This window comes from Chitinophagales bacterium, from assembly GCA_017303835.1.
In the GTDB taxonomy this organism is placed as follows: domain Bacteria; phylum Bacteroidota; class Bacteroidia; order Chitinophagales; family Chitinophagaceae; genus JAFLBI01.
The window spans coordinates 1921530-1942147 of record JAFLBI010000001.1 but is presented as its reverse complement, the minus strand read 5'-3'; the positions used below and the strand labels follow the sequence as shown (position 1 = coordinate 1942147).

General features: G+C 41.7%; 16 protein-coding genes. 6 read left to right on the top strand and 10 right to left on the bottom strand.

Translation table 11 applies throughout. The features are described from left to right. Positions 1-16: 16 nt before the first annotated feature. The gene (locus tag J0L83_08805; GenBank protein ID MBN8664659.1) at positions 17-2092 is read right to left on the bottom strand and encodes a ComEC family competence protein; all 2076 of its coding nucleotides are present in this window, start codon (positions 2090-2092) and stop codon (positions 17-19) included. Between the two features lie 471 nt (positions 2093-2563). On the opposite strand from J0L83_08805, the gene J0L83_08800 reads away from it, so the two are divergent. The 3 genes from J0L83_08800 (at position 2564) to J0L83_08790 (ending at position 5235) form a co-directional block, all read left to right on the top strand. Beyond that, entirely contained in the window at positions 2564-3046 is a 483-nt protein-coding gene (locus tag J0L83_08800; GenBank protein MBN8664658.1) for a hypothetical protein, read from the top strand. 704 nt (positions 3047-3750) lie between these two features. After that, positions 3751-4554 (top strand): sensor histidine kinase, encoded by an 804-nt coding sequence (locus tag J0L83_08795; protein ID MBN8664657.1) that lies wholly within the window; start codon positions 3751-3753, stop codon positions 4552-4554. A 9-nt stretch (positions 4555-4563) separates the two neighbouring features. After that, on the top strand, positions 4564-5235 hold the full coding sequence (locus J0L83_08790; protein ID MBN8664656.1) for a response regulator transcription factor: 672 nt from the start codon (positions 4564-4566) through the stop codon (positions 5233-5235). A gap of 34 nt (positions 5236-5269) precedes the next feature. Here the strand turns inward: J0L83_08790 and J0L83_08785 are convergent, their stop codons facing one another. The 7 genes from J0L83_08785 to J0L83_08755 all read right to left on the bottom strand — a co-directional run bounded on the left by J0L83_08785 (position 5270) and on the right by J0L83_08755 (position 15763). Continuing rightward, entirely contained in the window at positions 5270-6460 is a 1191-nt protein-coding gene (locus J0L83_08785) for an ATP-grasp domain-containing protein (GenBank protein ID MBN8664655.1), read from the bottom strand. Positions 6461-6514: 54 nt separating this feature from the next. Continuing rightward, a complete protein-coding gene (locus tag J0L83_08780; GenBank protein MBN8664654.1) occupies positions 6515-8812 on the bottom strand; it encodes a hypothetical protein in 2298 nt (765 codons plus the stop codon). Between the two features lie 21 nt (positions 8813-8833). Then, positions 8834-10024 carry a hypothetical protein gene (locus J0L83_08775; GenBank protein MBN8664653.1) on the bottom strand — a complete coding sequence of 397 codons (1191 nt, stop codon included), beginning with the start codon at positions 10022-10024 and terminating at the stop codon, positions 8834-8836. Continuing rightward, a complete protein-coding gene (locus J0L83_08770; GenBank protein MBN8664652.1) occupies positions 10024-10644 on the bottom strand; it encodes an ATP-binding cassette domain-containing protein in 621 nt (206 codons plus the stop codon). Before J0L83_08770 ends, J0L83_08775 begins: the two co-directional genes overlap by 1 nt. Positions 10645-10667: 23 nt before the next feature. Next, positions 10668-12350 (bottom strand): DUF4836 family protein, encoded by a 1683-nt coding sequence (locus J0L83_08765; protein MBN8664651.1) that lies wholly within the window; start codon positions 12348-12350, stop codon positions 10668-10670. A 5-nt stretch (positions 12351-12355) separates the two neighbouring features. Next, positions 12356-15271, bottom strand: a complete 2916-nt coding sequence (locus J0L83_08760) for a serine hydrolase (GenBank protein ID MBN8664650.1) — start codon at positions 15269-15271, stop codon at positions 12356-12358. Between the two features lie 81 nt (positions 15272-15352). Next, entirely contained in the window at positions 15353-15763 is a 411-nt protein-coding gene (locus J0L83_08755; GenBank protein ID MBN8664649.1) for a DUF5606 domain-containing protein, read from the bottom strand. Between the two features lie 149 nt (positions 15764-15912). Between J0L83_08755 and J0L83_08750 the strand changes: the two genes are divergently transcribed. After that, the gene (locus tag J0L83_08750; protein MBN8664648.1) at positions 15913-17112 is read left to right on the top strand and encodes a DegT/DnrJ/EryC1/StrS family aminotransferase; all 1200 of its coding nucleotides are present in this window, start codon (positions 15913-15915) and stop codon (positions 17110-17112) included. A gap of 4 nt (positions 17113-17116) precedes the next feature. Here the strand turns inward: J0L83_08750 and J0L83_08745 are convergent, their stop codons facing one another. Next, positions 17117-17410, bottom strand: a complete 294-nt coding sequence (locus J0L83_08745; GenBank protein ID MBN8664647.1) for a hypothetical protein — start codon at positions 17408-17410, stop codon at positions 17117-17119. Between the two features lie 40 nt (positions 17411-17450). Here J0L83_08745 and rpoN point away from each other — a divergent pair, with 40 nt between their 5' ends. Next, on the top strand, positions 17451-18935 hold the full coding sequence (gene rpoN, locus J0L83_08740) for an RNA polymerase factor sigma-54 (protein MBN8664646.1): 1485 nt from the start codon (positions 17451-17453) through the stop codon (positions 18933-18935). Further along, the gene (locus tag J0L83_08735) at positions 18935-19582 is read left to right on the top strand and encodes a hypothetical protein (GenBank protein MBN8664645.1); all 648 of its coding nucleotides are present in this window, start codon (positions 18935-18937) and stop codon (positions 19580-19582) included. The genes rpoN and J0L83_08735 overlap by 1 nt, the downstream gene beginning before the upstream one ends. On the opposite strand, the gene J0L83_08730 is transcribed toward J0L83_08735, so the two are convergent. After that, positions 19556-20605, bottom strand: a complete 1050-nt coding sequence (locus J0L83_08730) for an AI-2E family transporter (GenBank protein ID MBN8664644.1) — start codon at positions 20603-20605, stop codon at positions 19556-19558. The genes J0L83_08735 and J0L83_08730 overlap by 27 nt on opposite strands. Positions 20606-20618 lie beyond the last annotated feature (13 nt).

Below are 20618 nucleotides of genomic sequence, written 5' to 3'. Positions count from 1 at the left end.
TTTGAGGCTTGCTACGCTAGAGATCCATCACAAAAGCACCTTTTTCAGGTACCGAATGGTGGCGCAAATGTAGTTTGTCGCAGTCTTTTTTCCAGTAGTTAATTTTCCATTGTGGGTTACTACTATCAAAGACGATGACTTCAGGATTGAAAACCTGTACAATATCCTTGATATAGAGTTTAGGGTTACCAGTAATGATCAGAGCGTCTACCTGTTTGGGTGAGGCAGGTGGCTTTTGCAGCTTACCCTGATGTAAGAAAAGAACTGATTTCCTACTGGAAGACAATAGGTTATGCTCCCATCTGGTATATGTGAGCTTACCCGGTATTACTTGGAAATGTGTACGAATAGGCTTGATATATTGTTGATACAAAAAAGGGTCTTTCCAAACTGTGCTATCACCGATTAGTCCGAAATATGTCCCCTCCGTCACAATGGCTACGCCGGTTTTAGGCAGATTACAAACAATCAATTGGAATTGTTTCTTCCGATTATGTGTTGATATGGATTGCTTGATGGATAAACTGCCAAAGCAGACTATTGCCATAACAAAGAAACGAGCTTGTTTAACTATTAGCCAGACTGTAGTGAAGGCAATTCCGCCGTATATCAGTACAAGCATGGGTAGGGATAGCTGTATATTTTCTGTAAGTGCTCCAGGTAAAATTGCAATTTGTTCAGTTATTCTGTTCATCCATTGAATGGATACATCAATCATGTTGCCCAGTGGTGTTGCAATGATTGGCCATTTTGCCAGCATGATTAGTGCTATTTCAGCATATAGAATGATACCTGAAACCGGAATAGCCATCAAGTTGGCAAACAGGAAATAGTTTGGGAACTGATGAAAATGATAGATAGCAATCGGAGTAGTGAGTATTTGTGCTGAAATTGTTACAGCGATAAGCGACCACAGGTATTTGATCAAATGGTTCCTACACCAGAACCAACGAAAGATGCGCGGATAAAAGAGCATGATGCTTAATACGGCAGCAAATGAAAGTTGAAAGCCAATATCATAAAGCATCGCAGGATCGTATAGCAATAGCAAGAGAGCTGCAGCTGCAAGATTGTTGAATGGTTCTGTGTTGCGTTGGAGTAAATTTCCTAGTTGCAAACATGAGAACATGACTGCGGCTCTTGTTATCGAAGGCCCAGCACCGGTAATCAAGGTGAATCCCCAAATAATGCAGAGTATCAGCATTGTTTTAAGCCATCGCAGGTATAGTTTATCCATCCATGCAAAGAGTATGACGCATAATCCATAAATCATGCCCAGGTGCATGCCGCTGATAGCGATGATGTGTACAAGGCCAGTATCACTATAGGCCTGCAAAACTTCTCTATCAAGCTCAGCTCTGTAGCCTATCAATAATGCTTGTGCAATACCAAGTGATTCTTTACAAGAGATGTAATGATTCAATTGTTGAAGCACATATTGTTGACATTGATACAGTAAAAATGAAAATGAATTAGAACTTGGTTCTTGCAGAATGCGATAGTCTTTATCTGTTAGATAAATGCTGTAATAAATCTGTTGTCGCTCACTATATGTTTTGAAATTGAAGCTCCCTGGATTTGCGTTGTTTGGTATTAGTGCTGGTTTTTTAGTAATGAGAATTTTAGTACCTGGCTTGAGTACATGTTTTTCCTGCTTAGGTGCGTATAGCCATGTTTTGCCCGAAATAGGAATCCATTTAGCATGCTGACGCATCCAGCCGAGCTCGGCTACTGCTCTATAGCTATTCTTTCTTTTTTGGCTTGCCTCTGTAATAGTGCCGATGTAAAAGTCTGAAGAAACTTGGGCTGCTGTGGATGCTTTTGCTGCAGGTAACTTGTATTGCAAGTGATGAATGATGCTTCCCGAAAGCAACCAAATACATAATAGTAACCATGATTTTAGTCTTGCTACCCTATGCATTTTACTCCATGGCAGGCACGCTGCGAGTGTAAGTATAGTCATGGCAATTACCCAGGTAAGGGCAGCAGGGTAGAGCGGTAAAAATTCGGCTACTACTATCCCGGTAATTAAGGGCAGCAATACACGTAATAATGGGTATCTGGGCCAGAAAGCATGGTTAGTGAATGGCATAATGTCTTTTTTGAGCCATTCATTGGGAGCTGGTACTAAAATAAAAATTCCCCAATAAAGATTGGGGAATTTCGTGGGAGGCTTGATTTGCCCTCGGACATTGGATTTTAAAAAAGGCTGATTATAAATACCACTGCTAATATCAAAGACTCGGCACGAAATGCGAAAAAATGGGCAACCTTTTATTAACGGTTTTTTGATGTATCCATTAGCGGTGGAATTACCCCGTTAAATACCCGGTTTTTTACCCCGTTGTTTAACGGGTAATTTTTCGGTACTTAACGGAAAATAATCCGTTGTTAAACGGATTATTTAAGCTAATTTTAAGCTTCTGAGCTGATATTTTTCTATTTATAAATAAAGATTATTTGTAATTAATTGATCAACAATTGGTTACGGATGAATTCGTGTTTCCCTGCCACTTACTTTCACAGTGTCAAATAATTCATCCCCACTCAAAAACCAATAACTATGTTGACAATCGAAAAAAAATCTGTAAGAGCCGGAAAGTTCGTAGACACCAAGCATGTAGACACCGTAATCCGCAACTACAAGCAGGAGCGTTGGGCTGCCAATTCAGAAAAGCTTGGTAAAGAAGATTCCCTGAGCGTATGGTATAGCATTGAAGAACTGGAAGACTTTCTGCAGAAAGCAAAAGATCATGGTGCAGATGGTTGTCGCATGTTCTTTGGCGTATATGGCCAGGACTATGAAGTAGCTGAATACCGCGGCAGACAAACATTGGTAATGGTTGCCACCAAGCAGCGTACAAGTGCTGAAGGCATTGAAAATAAAAATGTGTATACCCAAACTAAGAATGGTACATCTATTCTGGCTTATAACAGAGGATCTCTTTGTCCTCCTTATTGTGGTAAGCCTGGACAAGAAGCAGACTTTGATGAACTGGGTATTACCATCGTAGAACGTAAAGATGGAGGCCTTGCCATCGTTTAAAAAAGGCCGTTGATATAAATACCAAATACACTAACCCCCTTTTCAGGGGGTTTTTGTTATTTTCATAGTAGAAAAGCCAATATGCTAAGTGTTTACCAACGCTATTACTTCTATTTAATCACTTCTGCTTTACTTATTTCGTTCTACGTTATTGGTAAAAAAAAAGGTAGTACTAATAACTATTTACTAGTTGTTATAGCTGGAGTAAGCTTAATAGTAGAATTATATGCAAATAAAATGGCTCGGGCTGGTCAGCCAAATACGCTTTTGTATAACCTGTATACGTTGGTTGAGATCAATATTTATCTCTTTATTGTTAGAAACCTTTTATCCGGGAAAACTTTCAGGAAAATTGTACTCTATTTCGGTGCTGTTTTTAATCCAATAGCTTTAGTGAGGCTGTTTTTTTTCGGCGGATTCGAGGTGTATGATACCTTAACATATGCCATAGGCTGTTTTGTGCTTTGTTGTAGCTGTATTTTCTATTTCTACGAGCTGTTCGAATATCAGTATGCTATTTTTATTCTTCAAGAGCCAAGCTTTTGGTTGGTTACGGCGCTGATGTTTTATTACACTTTAGGTATTCCTATTTATGGAGTGTGGTCACAATTTGTAGACCCACCAAGGTTTATAATTGAGAATTATCTTCTAATTATTGATTCCCTCAATTTCGTGGTGTATCTTCTCATCAATTTAGCACTGCTATGTCAGATCCGGTACAACAAGCCTATTACGTTACGATAGTCGGACTCGGCTTGGGTATCGTACTGCTGAGCTTTATAGTAGCTATTGTGTTTTTGTATCAGCGAAGGCAGTTCCAGCATCAGGCTGAGTTAAGCAGAATGAAAGATATTTATGACCAGCAAATCATGAAAGCTCAGTTGGAAATGCAGGAAGAGACTTTCAAGAATATCGCACAGGATTTGCATGATAATATTGGTCAGATGCTTTCTATGGTGAAACTTACTTTGGCTGCTGTTACCGTTGATCAAAATATTCCACATCATGATAAGCTGATGAACTCAAGGCAGGTATTGAACAAAGCCATTATGGATTTGTCGCACCTGACCAAAAGCCTGCATTCAGACAGAATTGCACATGTTGGAATAGTTGAGGCTATTCAGTATGAAGTAGATAGTATTCGCAAAAGTGGTTTGGTGAACATGGAGAGTTCTTTTGAAAAAGGCAACTATTATCTGGGAGAGCAAAACTCTGTGGTAATATTCCGCATGTTTCAGGAAATGATAAACAATGCATTGAAGCATGCAAAAGCCACTCAAATAAATGTTGCTATCAATAATCCTGACGGCAATACTTTTGTGCTGTCGATCATTGACAATGGTATCGGATTTAATGTACAGGAGATAAGATCGAAAGGTAATTCCTCTACAGGGGTAGGCTTGCGTAGCATGACAAACAGAGCAGCACTCATTGGTGCTAAATTTGATTTGCAAAGCAAACCCGGATCAGGTACTAAAGTCACAATTACCTTACCTTTATCGCGTTAACCCCAAGCAATGCCGCTATCGAATAAAAGAATTTTTGTAGCACTGGCCGATGATCATACGCTGTTTCGAAAAGCTCTTGCAGGATTAGTAGCTTCATTCGACAGATATTCTGTTCTGTTTGATGTAGAGAATGGTTTGCAGTTAAAAGAGCAATTAGAAAATCATAAGATTCCTGATGTTGTCTTGCTGGATGTGAATATGCCCGGTATGAATGGGTATGAATCCTGCAAGTGGATTGTCAAGAATTTTCCTCAGGTAAAAGTCTTGGGACTTTCTATGAACAGTGATGAGAACTCCATCATTAAAATGATTAAGAGTGGTGCTAAAGGATATCTGCTTAAAAATGTAGAACCGGATGAATTACTGAAGGCGCTCGACTCTGTGATGAATCAGAACTTTTACCTTTCTGCAGATATTTCAGCCAAAGTTATCAGCGGCTTAAATCGTGAAGCTGATTTGCCTGTTGAAGCTGCTTCACTTTCTGAAAAGGAAAGAGAGTTTATTCATTGGGTTTGTACCGAATTATCTTATAAAGACATTGCTGATAAAATGTATATCAGTCCGCGAACAGTAGAAGACTATCGCAATAGTCTTTTCGAAAAATTTGGTGTGCACACAAGGATGGGCTTGGTAATCTATGCCATCAAGAACAAACTGGTTACATTAGAAGAACCTTTATAAAAAAATCCCCTGCAATGTTGCAGGGGATTTTTACTTATTTACTCAAGTGCATGCTGCGTTCCTTGTACAATTGTCTGAAATAAGGATCTCTCAAATCCTTAATGAAGCGAATGGCTTCACCAGTGCTCTTCATCTCTGGGCCTAATTCTTTGTTTACACCTGGAAATTTATTGAAACTGAATACAGGCTCTTTAATGGCATAACCATCCAGTTTTTTCTCCAGATTAAACTCTGTAAGCTTTGCTGCACCTAACATCACTTTAGTAGCAATGTTCAAATATGGAATGCCATATGCTTTTGCGATGAACGGTGTTGTTCTGGAAGCACGTGGGTTGGCTTCAATCACATACACTTTACCGTCCTTGATGGCAAACTGGATATTAATCAATCCACGGATATCCAATGCGCGGGCAATTTTCTCACTGTAGTATTCCATGGTTTCTACCACCAATGGAGTAAGATTGAATGCCGGTAATACGGCATTACTATCACCACTATGAATACCAGCTGGTTCAATATGTTCCATCACGCCCATTACGTGGAAGTTCTCACCATCGAAGATGGCATCTACTTCTGCTTCCTGACAACGATCTAAGAAATGGTCAATTAGGATTTTATTGTTGGGGATATGCTTCAGCAGACTTACCACCGCTTTTTCTACTTCATCGTCATTAATCACAATACGCATGCGCTGACCACCCAAAACATAACTTGGGCGTACCAAAACCGGATAACCAACACGATTGGCTACTTCAATGGCTTCATCAGCCGTGTATGCTGTACCGTATTCAGGATAAGGAATATTGAGGTCCTTCAGCAAATCACTGAAACGACCACGATCTTCCGCGATATCCATACTATCGAAAGAAGTACCGATAATCTTGATGCCTTTTGCCTGCAAGCGCTTTGCCAGTTTCAAGGCAGTTTGTCCGCCTAACTGAACAATTACACCTTCCGGTTGCTCCAATTCAATGATTTCCCACAAATGTTCCCAATAAACAGGCTCGAAATAGAGCTTATCAGCCATATCAAAGTCGGTAGAAACGGTTTCTGGGTTACAGTTCACCATAATGGCTTCGTAACCACATTCCTTTATGGCCAGTAGACCATGCACGCAACAATAATCGAACTCAATACCTTGTCCGATACGGTTGGGGCCACTACCTAAAACAATGATTTTCTTTTTGTTAGATCGTACGGATTCGTTGCCTGTAAGGGTGCGCATTGCAGAGAAAGATTTCGCGAAATTAAGGTTTGTGCCATTTTTCGGCCGAAAAAATTAGCGGCCCTTTGTAATCACGATTTTGGTCACAATTTTCTCCTGTCCGTTTTCGTCCCGAACAAGCACCAAATAGATACCGGAAGCAACAGCTTGTCCGTTGTAATTTTTACCATTCCAAATCGCTTGTCCGCCCAAGGCTCGGGTCTGAAAGACCAGTCTACCATTGGGTTCAGCAATTTTTACCAGGGCATTATTGACCAAGCCGCGAATAGCGATGCTGCCTTGATAGTCTGGTGGAACAGGATTGGGGAAGACCAATACATTTTCATTGGTAGTACCGCCTTCGGTTGCGGTGCTTCTGTAACTGACAATCCCTTTGAATGTAGCCATGAATACCTCACCTGTTGCAGGATTGATAGTTAACTGGCGAACATCATCATCTGGCAGAGGACTATTGGCCGCATTGAAATGATGAATGACTTTATCACCATCAGCACTGACAAGCCAAACACCATTTCTGGTAGCAACCCATTTTCTGTTAGCACCGTCAATTGCAATACTTTGAATCATTTCGTCCTGAAACAATAAGCCCGCAAACTGATCTGTTTGAACCACAGGTTGTATGGCTTCGCAGCCTTGTGCAAAAACCTGATTAGTGCATTGGATAACATTAACACCTCTGTCGGTGCCAATCCATAGTAGCCCATTTTTATCTTTTGCAATACAAAGCACATTGCTGCTGGACAAATTTCCACTACCCCTGCCTGCCAGATATCTTTTCCATTTATCATCAGCTGTATTGTCAATATTGTTACCCGGACTATAGCAAATCAACCCATTGCCCTTGGGCGACACAATCCACAATTGTCTATCGTCATCCACTACAATTTGCCCAGCTGCGTTTTCTAATAAAGAGAAAGGAATACTGAATGCACGCCAGTTGCCATCTGGCTTGCGCACATGTAGGTTTTGCAGCGCCCCATAATTACTCACCCAAAGATTGCCATCAGTGTCAAAAGCTAGTCCGCCAACACGATAACTACCTGGATCGCCATTGGCAGCTTGTAAGGTGGAATTGCCTTGTTTGAAGATGCGTATATTGTTACCGCTGAAGCGTACTAACCCTCCGCCGTAACTGCCTGCCCACCAAGCTTTCTCAACAGGATCAGCAACAGCAGTGATAAAATCTAAAGTGCTATCAAGAATGCTATTGTTGAAAGTACTTTTGAACGACCATTGATTATTGCCATACCAATAGACTCCGTTTCTATTGTAGAGATAATTCCAGGAATCATTGATTGAACCTGCTGCTACAAACAAACTGTCACGCGCAAATACCATGGTACCACTTGCAGTACCCAAAGGGCCGTCGGGTATGAATCGCTCAACAGTATTGCTGAATCTGGACAGTCCGCCAAACAGATCTGCAACCCAGATAGTATTGTTATCAGCAATCGCTTGTTGTGGGAAAGAGATCACGCCAGCTTGTGTGAGTGTTCTTTCAATACTACCTGTTGTACTGAGTTGAATAACCCGGGATGCTCCATTGCCAGTACGCTGGCAGATCAATAATTTGCCATTGCTGGTATTCATTGAAACAATAGGCCAGCTATTGTCTGTATAGAAAAATTGAAAACTATTGTTATTCAGTAAATAGATGGAGTCTCTTCTTAATGCATAGATATTGTTGTTGACAGATATAGTCTGACGAACAATACCACGACCTATGCCTGAATTGATCAATTGCCAGGTTCTGAAATCAGCAGGATTAGTGTTGTTACGTGGGGTGCGTTTTATCCCTTCATCGGTTGCTGCATACCAGAATTGATTATCTGCTGCAAAGCCATTGACTTTTGTTTGAATGCCATTATTTCCAATAATCCAGGTATCACGGATTTCATATCTGTTTAAGTCTGCTACTACAATACCTAAGCCAGTACAGATATAAGCGAGTCCGTTATTGCAGATAATACGCTGAATTGTTTTGTCGCCACTGATATTGCTGCGGCGGATATCATCCAAATTCCTGATGGTCGTTTCTTTGAGGATATCAATGCTGCCACTGGCATAAGCAATAACGAGTTGATTGGTTGTGGCATCCCATGCAGCGGTGGTGATATCAACACTGTTAAGTCCATTTACCTTGGTGAATCTTTCCACTGATTGATCTGCATCAATGGCAAATACTGCATAAGGTGTTGTTGCATAAATACGATCACCCTGTACAACACCAGTTGTTTGCTGGTAGGGGAAATGTTCTCGCCATTGGCCAATAGGCTGTAGGCTTTGTTGCTGTTGCGCCAACAAAGACAATTGTGTACAAAAGCAGCATATGATGATCAGGTATCGCACCATGGTTAGAGGCCTCTAAGATAGCTACTGCTGCACATGCTTGTGCACATAGTTTTGGATAGATTGCCTGTTGGTGAAAAATATCACAAGCAATACAGCCGCCGCGCAAAGTAGCGTCATTGGTGCGGGGTAAGCAGGAAGATTAATTTGCTGGCTAGCCAACCATTGGCTCAGCGAATATTGTCCTGCAGTTAGTAGTAGGATAATTAAACACATTAAGATCAGCTGAACTGGGAAGAATTTACGCATGAGGAAGCGACTCAGTGCTTTGGGTGATAAGCCCAGCGTGAGTAGTAGTTCAATATCTGATTTGGCTGTGGCAATAGTAATTCTGATAAACAGGCTGAAAACCAATAAAGCAAAGAGTAATAGAATCAATCCGATGGCACCGGCAGTACCTGCAACGATGTCTACAATTTTTCTGTATTTACTGAATCGGGTTTTATCTGCATCTGTTTTTAGGCCGTGTTCTTTCAGGTAATTACTAAGTGCTGGATTGCCAGGGTCTTTGGTGCGTAGTACAACACGTGAAACCTGATTGTTATTGCCATTGCCAAAAGCATGATTGGCCCATTGCATAAAGGACTGTGGCACTAATACAGAAGCAATTCTATCACTGAAGCCCACAATCCTGCCGGTATATTTGATGGCACCTGCCGGAGTTTCAATTTTAACTACCAGTGGCACTTGTTGAATAGCGCTTGTGCTTAGTTGAGGTAATCCCTGAGAGAGTGCAAACTGAAAATTATAGATATCAAGAAAAAGATTCGGTACAATCAAGGGAATAAAACGGCTTTCCTCTGTCCATTGCCATTGTTCTGGGCGTATGTCCAAAAAACTATCGGCTACAGCTTCAAACGCAATGTCTGTATAAAAAGGAAATAGTTCGCTAGGTGATTCAATACCTGCTTTGAATCTGCTGCTTTCAATAATACCTACAGATTCAGTAAAGTCCTGTTTACGTAAATCTGCAATCGTTTCAGGGGACAGCCCTTTGCTGCTTTTTTGCAGGAGATCACTGGATTGATGAATCACCAAAAAGTTAGCTATACTGTCTTTATTGGCCGGACTATTCAGCAGCGACTGAAAATTAGCTTGTAACTGAACAGCTAATACAATCAACAACATGGCTACGCCCATAGCAATAGTAGCCAATACCCGACTAAACCTGCCTGTTGCACTTCTGATAATACTATGTAATAATGCGTGCAGCACTAAAGTGTATAGCGTTTGGTGTAATTGAAATGGTTGTCATCATCCAGATCTGTAACCAGTAAGCCTGCATGATTGTTTCTACAAACCTCTTGAATCAATGCAGCTGCACGTGCAGTGTTGGCTTCATCCAGATGGCTGAAGGGTTCATCCAACAAAAGCCAGTTAAAGGGTTGTACCAGTGCACGTATGATGGCCACACGTTGCTGCTCACCATAACTGCAGATACCAGCCGGTTGATCCAGTATGTGGGTGATTTGTAATTGTTGGGCCATAGTGTCAATCTGTGCATCAGTAATGGCATTATTGCTGCTGATGGCTTTTTTCAACTGGATATTTTCTCTGGCACTTAGCTGTGGAAACAAACGCAGGTCCTGGAAAACAATACTGATTTGTGATGCTCGCAGTTTTGCGATTGCATCGCCGGAAAATATTTTTTGATTATCCCATAGTATGCTGCCGGTATAATCCTTTCGCAATAGATAGAGATAATGTATCAATGTGGTTTTGCCTGAACCACTCGGTGCTTTGATACGGATAGATTCGCCTTGTTGGAAGATCAGTTCTTGATTCCAGATATCAGAACCCCTGCCGGATAGACGATCGAGCAGGGGTTTGGGCATGATATGTTGTAATGCAATTTGCATTATTGTGTCATCAGGTCTAAGTTGCGGATAGAATCAGATTCGCGTAGTACCAGTTTGTTGCTTTTGCGCATATCTGCTGCAAAACCTGTCATGAGTTTGATGATAGCAACTAAGCTGTTTTCATTTTTGTTATTCATCACCACTTCAAACTTGCCCTCAACGGCTTTGCCATTGAAATTATCTGTGGTAGCAATTACGTGGCTGAATAATCCATCATAGTAGGCAGGGGTTGTAGCATTAGCACGCAGCGCACCAATAATGCCGGATATGTCCATGTAGAAAGCAACTGACTTACCCTTGGCTTGATCAAGAATGGCAGGGTCAATAGTTGCTTTAGCACTCGCTTGCATGAATGCAACAGCAGTAGCACTATCGCTTGCCATTAAAATTCCATCCTGATTAGCCTTGATGTAGAGGCCAATTTTTTCCATGAGTTCATTTGGAACATAATCATTGCCTTTTTTCTGTAGCCATTTTCTGTTCACAGCACTGTCCATCAATTTGGTAAAAGATTGCTTATTGCCAACAGGCGCATACATAACCAGTTTGCCGGTTGGTAAAGAGAAATTGAAAACAGTTGTATCACTGCTTATTGGCTTCATCGCAATATCACCAAAAGCAACCGTGATATCACCCTTGATGCACTGATAGAAATCCTGCAGCGTAAAACCGGTTTCACGAATAAAACCACCCACTAATTCTTCTACTTGTAATTCATCCAGTATTGCTCCAATCAATTCCGGGTTAAAAGAAGCTGCGGAAAAACCTTGAATCTTTCCGGGGAAACGCTTGATCATGTCTGTGTTCACGACTGGTCCGGCGTATTTTTTGAAGATGCTCTTCATTTGCGGACTGGGATACAAGCGAGAAATACCTTCAATCTTGCCTTCAGTGAAATGAATGGTATTGGTACTGTAATTGTCCTTCAACAGATTTTCAATGCCGGGCAGATTGAGTGGTGTTGCACTCAGGGATGCCAATGCACCATTACTACTGCTGAAGAGCCATGCGTCTGCTGGGTCTTTCATCATATCATTAAATGCATCCAGTTCCTGCATAGAAGCTGATTTGTCGAGCGTATAAATAGCTTCCACTGATGCGGCAACTGCTTCTGCTTCTTTCTTTGGATCAGGAAGGGTAAACTTCATATTGACAGAATCAAACTGTACGGGTCTGTCGTTTCTGTAATAAGAAATGAATGCACGTTCTTTATTCCAGCTCAGTACGGTATTATCATTGAGATAAAGTGCACTGTATTTGTCTTTCTGCTGAATGGCTTTTGCAATACTGTCTTTGCCTTCAGCTGTCAATACTTGTTTGAATTTTTCTGCATCACTTAATCCAAGTGAAAACGCAATTTGTGTGGTTACACCATTGAGCATTGAGCTTTTTTGCTGTACATAAGCAAAGAGATTTTTGTCCCAATTGATACCAGCACTGTCAAATACGCGCTTCAATACAGCCTTGGCTTTTGCATCACTGCTGTCGTTCACGAAAATTTTTGCCAACACTGTGTCCAGCTGTACATTGGCTTTTTTCATTTTCTCACGAAGCGTTTGTGCATTCATGATCAGCACGGTGCTGGCGCTCTTTGGAATATACTTGGCTTCCTCTGATTTTGTACCGCAGGAAGCAAGTATCAGCAGCAGGCTGAAGAAAAGAAATTGTTTGATCGGTTTCATACTTGCTATGGTTTAATGATGGCCTGATAAATTGCTTCCTGAATATTAGGGCGCACATTTAACTGACCGAGTTTGTTGTTATTTCGAGTTGGAGTAACGCGATTGGATAAGAAGATATAAATCAGTTCTTCTGCAGGATCTACCCAAACGCAAGTGCCTGTAAAGCCTGTATGTCCATATGTTGATGGGCTCACACTTTTGCTGGGGTAAGCTTCTTTTCTGGTGGCATTGTCTTTTTCAGGTTTATCGAAACCAAGGCCTCTTCTGCTGATATCACTGTTATATGCGGTAAATAAATTAACCGTTGATTGCTGCAGATAGCGCTTACCATCCAGTTCACCACCATTCAGCAGCATCTGATACAGTTTGGCCAAATCATAGGCATTGCTGAATAAGCCTGCATGGCCAGATACACCACCAAACATAGAAGCGCCTTCATCATGCACATCGCCACGAATCAGCTGGGCACGAAAATGTGGTTCGTATTCAGTTGGTACAATTTGTCCCAATGCCATTTTCTCTCTGGGCTTGAATGTGGTGGTCTGCATATCTAGCGGCTGATAGAAGTTTTCGCTGGCATACACATCCAGTGTTTTTCCACTGATGGATTCAACAATCTTACCAAGAAAAATAAAATCATTATCGCTATACACATATTTGTTGGCAGGCGTGAGTTTACTCTTTAGGATGCGTTGATACATGGTATCTACCCACGCATTCTTGAGGTAAACATTTTCTGCTACGCGTGTGGTAAATCCTGATTGCGGATTTGCTGCATATAAATTGTCAAGACGTTTGCCTGTTGCTGTATCAATGGTTTCTCTGTAGAATGGAATAAAAGGATTCAATCCTGCCTGATGCAACAAAATATCGCGGATTTTTAAAGACGCTTTATCAGAACCTTTCGTCCAGTTGAGGTAATCGCCAATGGTTTTATTCAAATCCAGTTTGCCTTCTTCGTACAGCTTCATCACTGAAACTGTCGTAGCAGAGATTTTGGTTACAGAAGCGAGGTCATATACTGAGCCGGTTTGTACGGGTTCTGTCAGGTCATAATTGTAAGTGCCAAATGCTTTATTGTAGACCAGTTTGCCTTTTCGTGCCACCAATACCACACAGCCGGGCGCAGCACCTTTGCTGATGGCTTCGTTGGCAATCTGGTCAATTTTATTCAGCGCTGCACTATTCATTCCAACAGATTCTGGCGTTGCCATGCTCAATGCATTGGTGTTGCGTAAGCCCGCACCATAATGAAAACGCTGATGTACGGTTACTGGTAAACTACCTTGTGCAGCGATTTTTCCTTGTAAGATATCTGCAGCAGTATGTTGCGTGATACTATCATTCTCATAGCAAGCAAGTAGATTCGGTGCGTCCACAAAATTGTTGATGGCATAGGGGTTACCAAATACAAAACTGATGCTATTGTGGTAGCGTTGAATATCTTTCGCGAGTTGTACACTGGCTTTGCTCAGGTCAAAATTATTGGCAGGTCTTCTACTATATTGGTGCAGTCCTAATACTACTGCATCATAGGTGCTCACTTTATTGAGTAACTCAACAGCTGCTGCGCTGTCTGATTTATTATCGAAGAGATAAATATCTGCATTCCATTCTGCCAGCATTCTTTTAGCAAACACATGTTCTTTTCCATTGCCAATACCAACATAGGCTATCTTATTCTTGGCAGGTAAAGGCAAGAGTTTAGGATTATTGAGTTTCAATAAAGTAATGGCTTGCTTAGCAAGCTCAGTTGTGATAGACTTTGTGTATTGATTCAGGTCCTCGACAAGATTCTGCGTATTGATGGTTGTTTTCTTATGAAGTCCTAAATGGTATTTAGCCAGTAATACTTTTTTTACACGCGCGTTCAAATCATCCCAACTCAGTTTGCCATCACGTATGGCTTGTTTTACTTTTTCAATACTACCGGGAATATCGCCGGGCAGGCAAAGCATATCATTACCTGCAATCAGAGATTGTACCGCTGCATCACCTGCGGGGAAATATTTGGCAACACCTTTCATTTCCAGTGCATCGGTAAATGTGATGCCCTTGAAGCCTAATTCATCGCGCAGCAGAGCAGTGACATTATTTCTTGACAAAGATGTTGCAAGGTTAGCTGTTGTATCAATGGATGGAATGTACAAGTGCGCCACCATCACGCTACCAACACCTGCTTTAAGCAATTCTCGAAAAGGGTAGAGTTCTAACTCATCGAGTTGCGCACGTGTTTTATTGATGATGGGCAAATCATAATGTGAGTCAACTGCCACATCTCCATGGCCGGGAAAGTGTTTGGCGCAAGCCATTACGCCCACATCCTGCATGCCCTTCATGTATTCGATGCCAAAGCGGGCTACTTTGTATTTGTCTTCGCCAAAACTTCTGTCGTTTATAACAGGGTTGTTGGGATTATTATTCACATCAATATCCGGTGCGTAGTTTACCTGAATACCGAGTCTTTTGCATTGTTCACCTACTGCTTTACCAAAAGCATAGATCTGTGCAGGATCATTTACAGCGCCCATCATTAATTGGCGTGGAAAATTAAGTACACTATCCAAGCGCATACCCAGGCCCCACTCGCCATCAATGGCAATCATCAAGGGCGTTTTGGCAATAGATTGATAGAAATTGGTCAGGTTGGCCTGACGAACCGGTCCGCCCTGGAAAAAACAGAGGCCACCAACATTGTATTTTTTGATTAAATCAGTTACCTGTTGCACATGATCTGCGCCCAGATTGCTGTGTGCGCGAATCACCATGAGTTGGGCGATTTTTTCTTCTTCGCTCAGTTTTTTGAATTGCTTATTCACCCATTTGCGGGAGGCTTTGGTGTCTTCAAAAAAACTTTGCGCACCAAGATTACAAACAGTGCTCAAAACCAGCAGCAATAAGACTAAGCGACGAAACATCATGGCATATTTAAGTTCAGGCAAGTTAGCAATAAAAAATGGTTGGCATTTGCCAACCATCACGGTAATACACTTATCATCCGTTTATCCTTCAGCTTCGTCCTCGCTGAGTTCGCGAAGCTTGGGTTCAATATTGTTTGCCTTCAGAATGCCATACCATTTTACCATCTTTTTCATATCGCTGGCGTAGACTCTTTCAAAATCCAGATCAGGGTAAACTTTACCCAGATAGTTTTTAACTGCAGCGGGATCTTTTTCTGATGGTAATGCTTCACCACTCTTCTCCATGGCCTGGAAAATCTCTACAAGGTTTACATTCTCACGAATGGTATATACTTCTATACTCTCCAGATGAGAGAAATTGTGTTGTCTGCTGCTGACAAAGCGTGTTTTATTGTCGTCCAGACTGCGCACGATAGCGCCATCGGCCTTGCTGCCCATTAACTCGAACAATCCGCTGAAACCGCTGATAGCGATTAGTTTGCTGTATTCCATACCCTTTGGTTAAGGCGGCAAAAATAGGTGCTGCCCGTCAATAAATCATACCCGATTTGTTAATTGCCGTTTATCCAAGCGTGGGTAGGCATCCTTGCATTCTTTTTCTACCTTTGCCGCGCAGCCAAGCTGTGTAAAACTGAATCATTATGCCAGGTTTTGAATTATTTGGAGCTGAAGAAAGAAAAGAAGTGAATGATGTACTGGAAACAGGTATTCTCATGCGCTATGGATTTGATGGTCCGCGCAAAGGCATCTGGAAAGCCCAGGAATTGGAAAAAGCAGTTACACAAACCTTTGGTTGTCAGTATGCACAGTTAACCTCAAGTGGTACAGCTGCATTAACCACAGCAATGGCTGCGTTGGGTGTTGGTGCGGGTCATGAAGTCATCATGCCTGCGTTCACTTTTGTAGCCAGTTTCGAAGCAGTACTTAGCGTAGGTGCCATACCTGTACTGGTTGATGTGGATGAAACATTGACATTAAATCCTGATGCAGTACGTAAAGCCATCACACCAGCTACCAAGTGTATCATGCCAGTGCATATGTGTGGCAGTATGGCTGATCTGGATGCGTTGAAAGCAATTTGTGATGAGCATAACCTGATTTTGTTAGAAGATGCCTGCCAGAGTATTGGCGGTACCTATAAGGGAAAGAAGCTGGGCACGATTGGTCATGCAGGTACTTTTTCCTTTGATTTTGTAAAGACCATCACTTGTGCTGAAGGTGGTGTGGTGATGACGAATAGTGAAGATGTATATATCAAGAGTGATGGATACACAGATCATGGCCATGACCACAAAGGTGTAGACCGCGGCGCGGACTTGCATCCTTTTATCGGCTATAATTTCCGTATCTCTGAACTGCACGCTGCAGTTGGTTTGGCGCAGATTAGAAAGCTGGATCAGTTTCTGGCTATTCAAAGAAAAAATCATGCACAACTCAAAGCTATATTGGCTGAAGTGCCCGGTATCAGTTTCAGACAAGTACCTGATCCTGCCGGTGACAGTTGTACTTTCTTGAGCTGGTTCTTACCAACAGAAGCACAAACCCGTGCTGCTGTTGCCAATATGAAGGAAGCAGGTGTATTGGCTGGTAATTTTTACTGGTTTGATAATAACTGGCATTATATCCGCAAATGGGATCACCTGAAACAGCCTGCCAGCTTATTCCGTTTGTCTGATGCACAACATGCTGCATTGCAAAAATTGGCAAGACAAGATTTCTCTGTTAGTGACGCAGTGATGGGACGCTGTGTGTCTACTGCCATCAGTTTACTGTGGAGTGAAGCGCAGATTCAGGAAAAGGGTGAGGCGATGAAAGCAGCCATCCTGAAAGCGCTTGCTTAAAACATTATTGCTTAGGTACTGAGCTTGGTTGGTAGCGACGTTTGCCTTCCAGCATGTCTGTATATTCAATATTACCTAATCTGAAACGTAGTGGCAGCTTAGTGGTTTTCTCTACCTGCAATTCTTTTTTGCAGAAGAACCCCAGTTGCTTCGTATAATAATCTGCACTAATCAATCGGATGGGTTGATAAACTGTACTGTCTTTTTTTAACAAAGATTTTCTTGCAATGCTGTCCTGCTGCGCATTTGCAAGGCCGGTTATTAAGGAGAAAATAAGAAAGAAACAAATCTGTTTCATGCAGTACCCGATTGAATAGTATGTAAATTTACGGCCAAATATGGCACTCGGACAATCCTTACAGCAAAAGCTTTTGCAAAAGCTTTCTCCACAGCAGATTCAGCTGATGAAACTGCTGCAGGTGCCTACTGCCAATCTTGAAGAACGCATCAAGGAAGAATTAGAAGAAAACCCTGCATTGGAATTGGGGGAGGAAACACACGACGATATCTATGAAGAAGATATCAAAGATGAGTATGCCCAGGAAGAAGAATATGAAAAGGACGGCAGTGAAGATGAGTTTGAAGATTTGAATCTGAGTGAATATGTAAGTGATGGAGATGATGATGTGGCAGATTACAAACTGCGTGATGATAATTATCCCGAAGCGGGCGATCAGAAGACGACACCTTATCGTGTAGAAAGAAGTTTTCACGAGTTGCTAGTAGATCAGCTAGGTATGCTTGAATTAGATGAACACCGTTATAAGATTGCTGAGCATATTGTAGGCAGCCTGGATGATGATGGCTATTTGCGCAGGGAAGTACCGGCAATTGCGGATGATCTTGCTTTCAGACAGAACGTGATGACGGATGAAAAAGAGATTGAATCCATCATTCAGCAAATTCAACAGTTTGATCCACCGGGTGTTTGTGCCAGAGATTTGAAAGAATGCCTCATGTTGCAATTGCAACGCAAAATGAGTGAAGGACAATCGGTCGAGTTGGCTATGCAGGTATTGTCGAAATATTTCGATGAGTTTACCCGAAAGCATTACGAAAAGATACAGCGTGGTCTAAACCTGTCTGATGAAGCCCTTAAGGAAGTGATTAATCAGATTGTCCGTCTGAACCCCAAACCGGGTGGACATGTTGGCGAATCCAGCAATGCAGAAACCTATGTAGTACCTGATTTCTTCATCATTAATAATAACGGTAAACTGGAGTTAACACTCAATGGCCGCAATGCGCCAGATCTGCGTATCAGCAGTGATTATCGTGATATGATGAAGGATTATGAGAAGAGTGCGAAGAAAGACAAGCGGCAGAAAGAAGCGGTACTCTTCATTAAGCAGAAGATTGATTCCGCCAAGTGGTTTATTGATATGATTCGTCAGCGTCAGGAAACCTTATTGGGTACAATGGGTTCTATCATGCAATATCAGCATGAGTTTTTCTTGACAGGTGATGAGACAACGCTCAAGCCCATGATTCTGAAAGATATTTCGGAGAAAACAGGTTTGGATATTTCTACTGTAAGTCGTGTTGCCAATAGCAAATTTGTACAAACAGAGTTTGGTACTTTTCGATTGAAGTTTTTCTTCAGTGAAAGTCTGGCTACCGAAAGTGGCGAAGAAGTGAGCACACGTGAGGTAAAGAAAATTCTGTCTGACCTGATTGGCGGAGAAGACAAACGAAAGCCCTTGAGTGATGAGGAGCTGACGGATTTGTTACAGGAGAAAGGGTATAAGATCGCAAGAAGAACGGTGGCTAAATATCGTGAGCAATTAGATATACCGGTAGCGCGTTTACGTAAAGAGTTATAATGGAAACAACTTATTCTATACCTGAAAGAATCATACGTAGCCTTGCTACATTGGTTTCCTATGTATTGCATCCATTATTTATTCCTACTTATATTTTTTGGTTTCTTACCTGGCAATTTCCTTATGAATTTGCTGGCATTACAGTTTGGCAGTTGAAGCTACGCTTGTTTGCAGTTTTCTGGATGACGGCTTTCTTTCCCGCCTTTGCTGTTTTTCTGATGTCGAGATTGAAGTTGATTGAAAGCATGCTGCTTCGTACACAGAAAGATCGTATCATCCCTTTTTTTGTTAGTATGTTTTTCTACTGGTGGATGTATTACCTCAGCAGAAACTTTACTGATCAGCCTATTGTGCTTAAGTTTTTCTATTTCGGCATTTTCATCTCTACCGCTGTTGGGGTATTCCTGAATAATTATATGAAGATTAGCCTGCATGGTATTGGTGCAGGTGGTGCAGTTGCAGCCATGATCTTATTCGCATTCCATTACCAAATCAATCTTGGACTGGCGATTAGTGTAACTACATTGCTCGCTGGTTTAGTATCCAGTTGTCGGCTTGCTTTAGACGATCACAAGCCAGTTGAAGTTTATGCAGGATTGATAACAGGCCTTGTTTGCCAATTACTCGCTTACTGGTTCATTCTCTGATGGTTCAATAGTTTTCGGCTCGCTGAATTCATTGATATAAATCCGGATCAAGAGTATAAACATCGCAATCAGTATTGGTCCGAAGATTAATCCAATAAACCCAAACAGGTTTAAACCGGCAATTACCCCAAAGACAGTAATGAGTGGATGCACATCACCCATTCTCTTCTGCAGTGCAAAACGAAAGATATTGTCTACGGCACCAACGATGCCAAATCCATAGATCAGCATAATGATGCCATTTGTGTTATTACCTGATGCAAAAAATAAAATTGCTACCGGTACATAAGCTAATGCGGCACCTACAAATGGAATCATGGCTGCAATGCAGGTAAATACAAACCAGAAGCCCAAGTCGTCAGTTCCAAGAAGCCAATAGCCAAAAAATGCTACAATGCCTTGCAATATGGCTGTCAAAGGAATGCCCAAAGCGTTTGACACGACGAGTTTTCTCAACTCGCTGCCAATTAGGAGCAGATTCTCATCTTTTAAAGGAATGTTTCTGTATAGCCAGTATTCTAAATCTCTGGTACTTGTTAACATGAAGAAGAGAATAAAATACATCATGAAAACAGTGGTGAGTGAATTGAATGTGGCGCCAAGAATATTGGGTAGCTTATCGGCGATCAGATTACTCAGGGTACGAATGTTTTCATCACTCATGAGCTCAATACCATATTTTTTCTCAAACGTATCTATATAAGCTGTTATCGTATTGATGGTGTCTGTTGAGTGTTCAATTGCATACCCAATCTTGCTCGTAATCATATTTATGGTAAACACCGCCGGTACCAGGAAAATCAGAAAGGATGCCAGCATCAGCAATGAAGCAGCCCAGGTTCTGCGCATTTTCTTTTTAGTAATGAGTTGATGCATACTGCCTCGCATCATTACATATAAGGTAATTGCCCCTAACAGCGCCGGGATAAAACTGCTGAATTGGTTGAACAAGAAAATACCCATCGCTACCAGCAACACATAGAAGCTCAGCTGGCGAATGCTTGTCTGATTAATCTGACTCATACCACAAGTTAAG

Coding starts and splice junctions, on each gene's coding strand:
- J0L83_08805 (MBN8664659.1), bottom strand. CDS start 2,092: ATGCCATTCACTAACCATGCTTTCTGGCCCAGATACCCATTATTACGT.
- J0L83_08800 (MBN8664658.1), top strand. CDS start 2,564: ATGTTGACAATCGAAAAAAAATCTGTAAGAGCCGGAAAGTTCGTAGAC.
- J0L83_08795 (MBN8664657.1), top strand. CDS start 3,751: ATGTCAGATCCGGTACAACAAGCCTATTACGTTACGATAGTCGGACTC.
- J0L83_08790 (MBN8664656.1), top strand. CDS start 4,564: ATGCCGCTATCGAATAAAAGAATTTTTGTAGCACTGGCCGATGATCAT.
- J0L83_08785 (MBN8664655.1), bottom strand. CDS start 6,460: ATGCGCACCCTTACAGGCAACGAATCCGTACGATCTAACAAAAAGAAA.
- J0L83_08780 (MBN8664654.1), bottom strand. CDS start 8,812: ATGGTGCGATACCTGATCATCATATGCTGCTTTTGTACACAATTGTCT.
- J0L83_08770 (MBN8664652.1), bottom strand. CDS start 10,644: ATGCCCAAACCCCTGCTCGATCGTCTATCCGGCAGGGGTTCTGATATC.
- J0L83_08765 (MBN8664651.1), bottom strand. CDS start 12,350: ATGAAACCGATCAAACAATTTCTTTTCTTCAGCCTGCTGCTGATACTT.
- J0L83_08760 (MBN8664650.1), bottom strand. CDS start 15,271: ATGATGTTTCGTCGCTTAGTCTTATTGCTGCTGGTTTTGAGCACTGTT.
- J0L83_08755 (MBN8664649.1), bottom strand. CDS start 15,763: ATGGAATACAGCAAACTAATCGCTATCAGCGGTTTCAGCGGATTGTTC.
- J0L83_08750 (MBN8664648.1), top strand. CDS start 15,913: ATGCCAGGTTTTGAATTATTTGGAGCTGAAGAAAGAAAAGAAGTGAAT.
- J0L83_08745 (MBN8664647.1), bottom strand. CDS start 17,410: ATGAAACAGATTTGTTTCTTTCTTATTTTCTCCTTAATAACCGGCCTT.
- rpoN (MBN8664646.1), top strand. CDS start 17,451: ATGGCACTCGGACAATCCTTACAGCAAAAGCTTTTGCAAAAGCTTTCT.
- J0L83_08735 (MBN8664645.1), top strand. CDS start 18,935: ATGGAAACAACTTATTCTATACCTGAAAGAATCATACGTAGCCTTGCT.
- J0L83_08730 (MBN8664644.1), bottom strand. CDS start 20,605: ATGAGTCAGATTAATCAGACAAGCATTCGCCAGCTGAGCTTCTATGTG.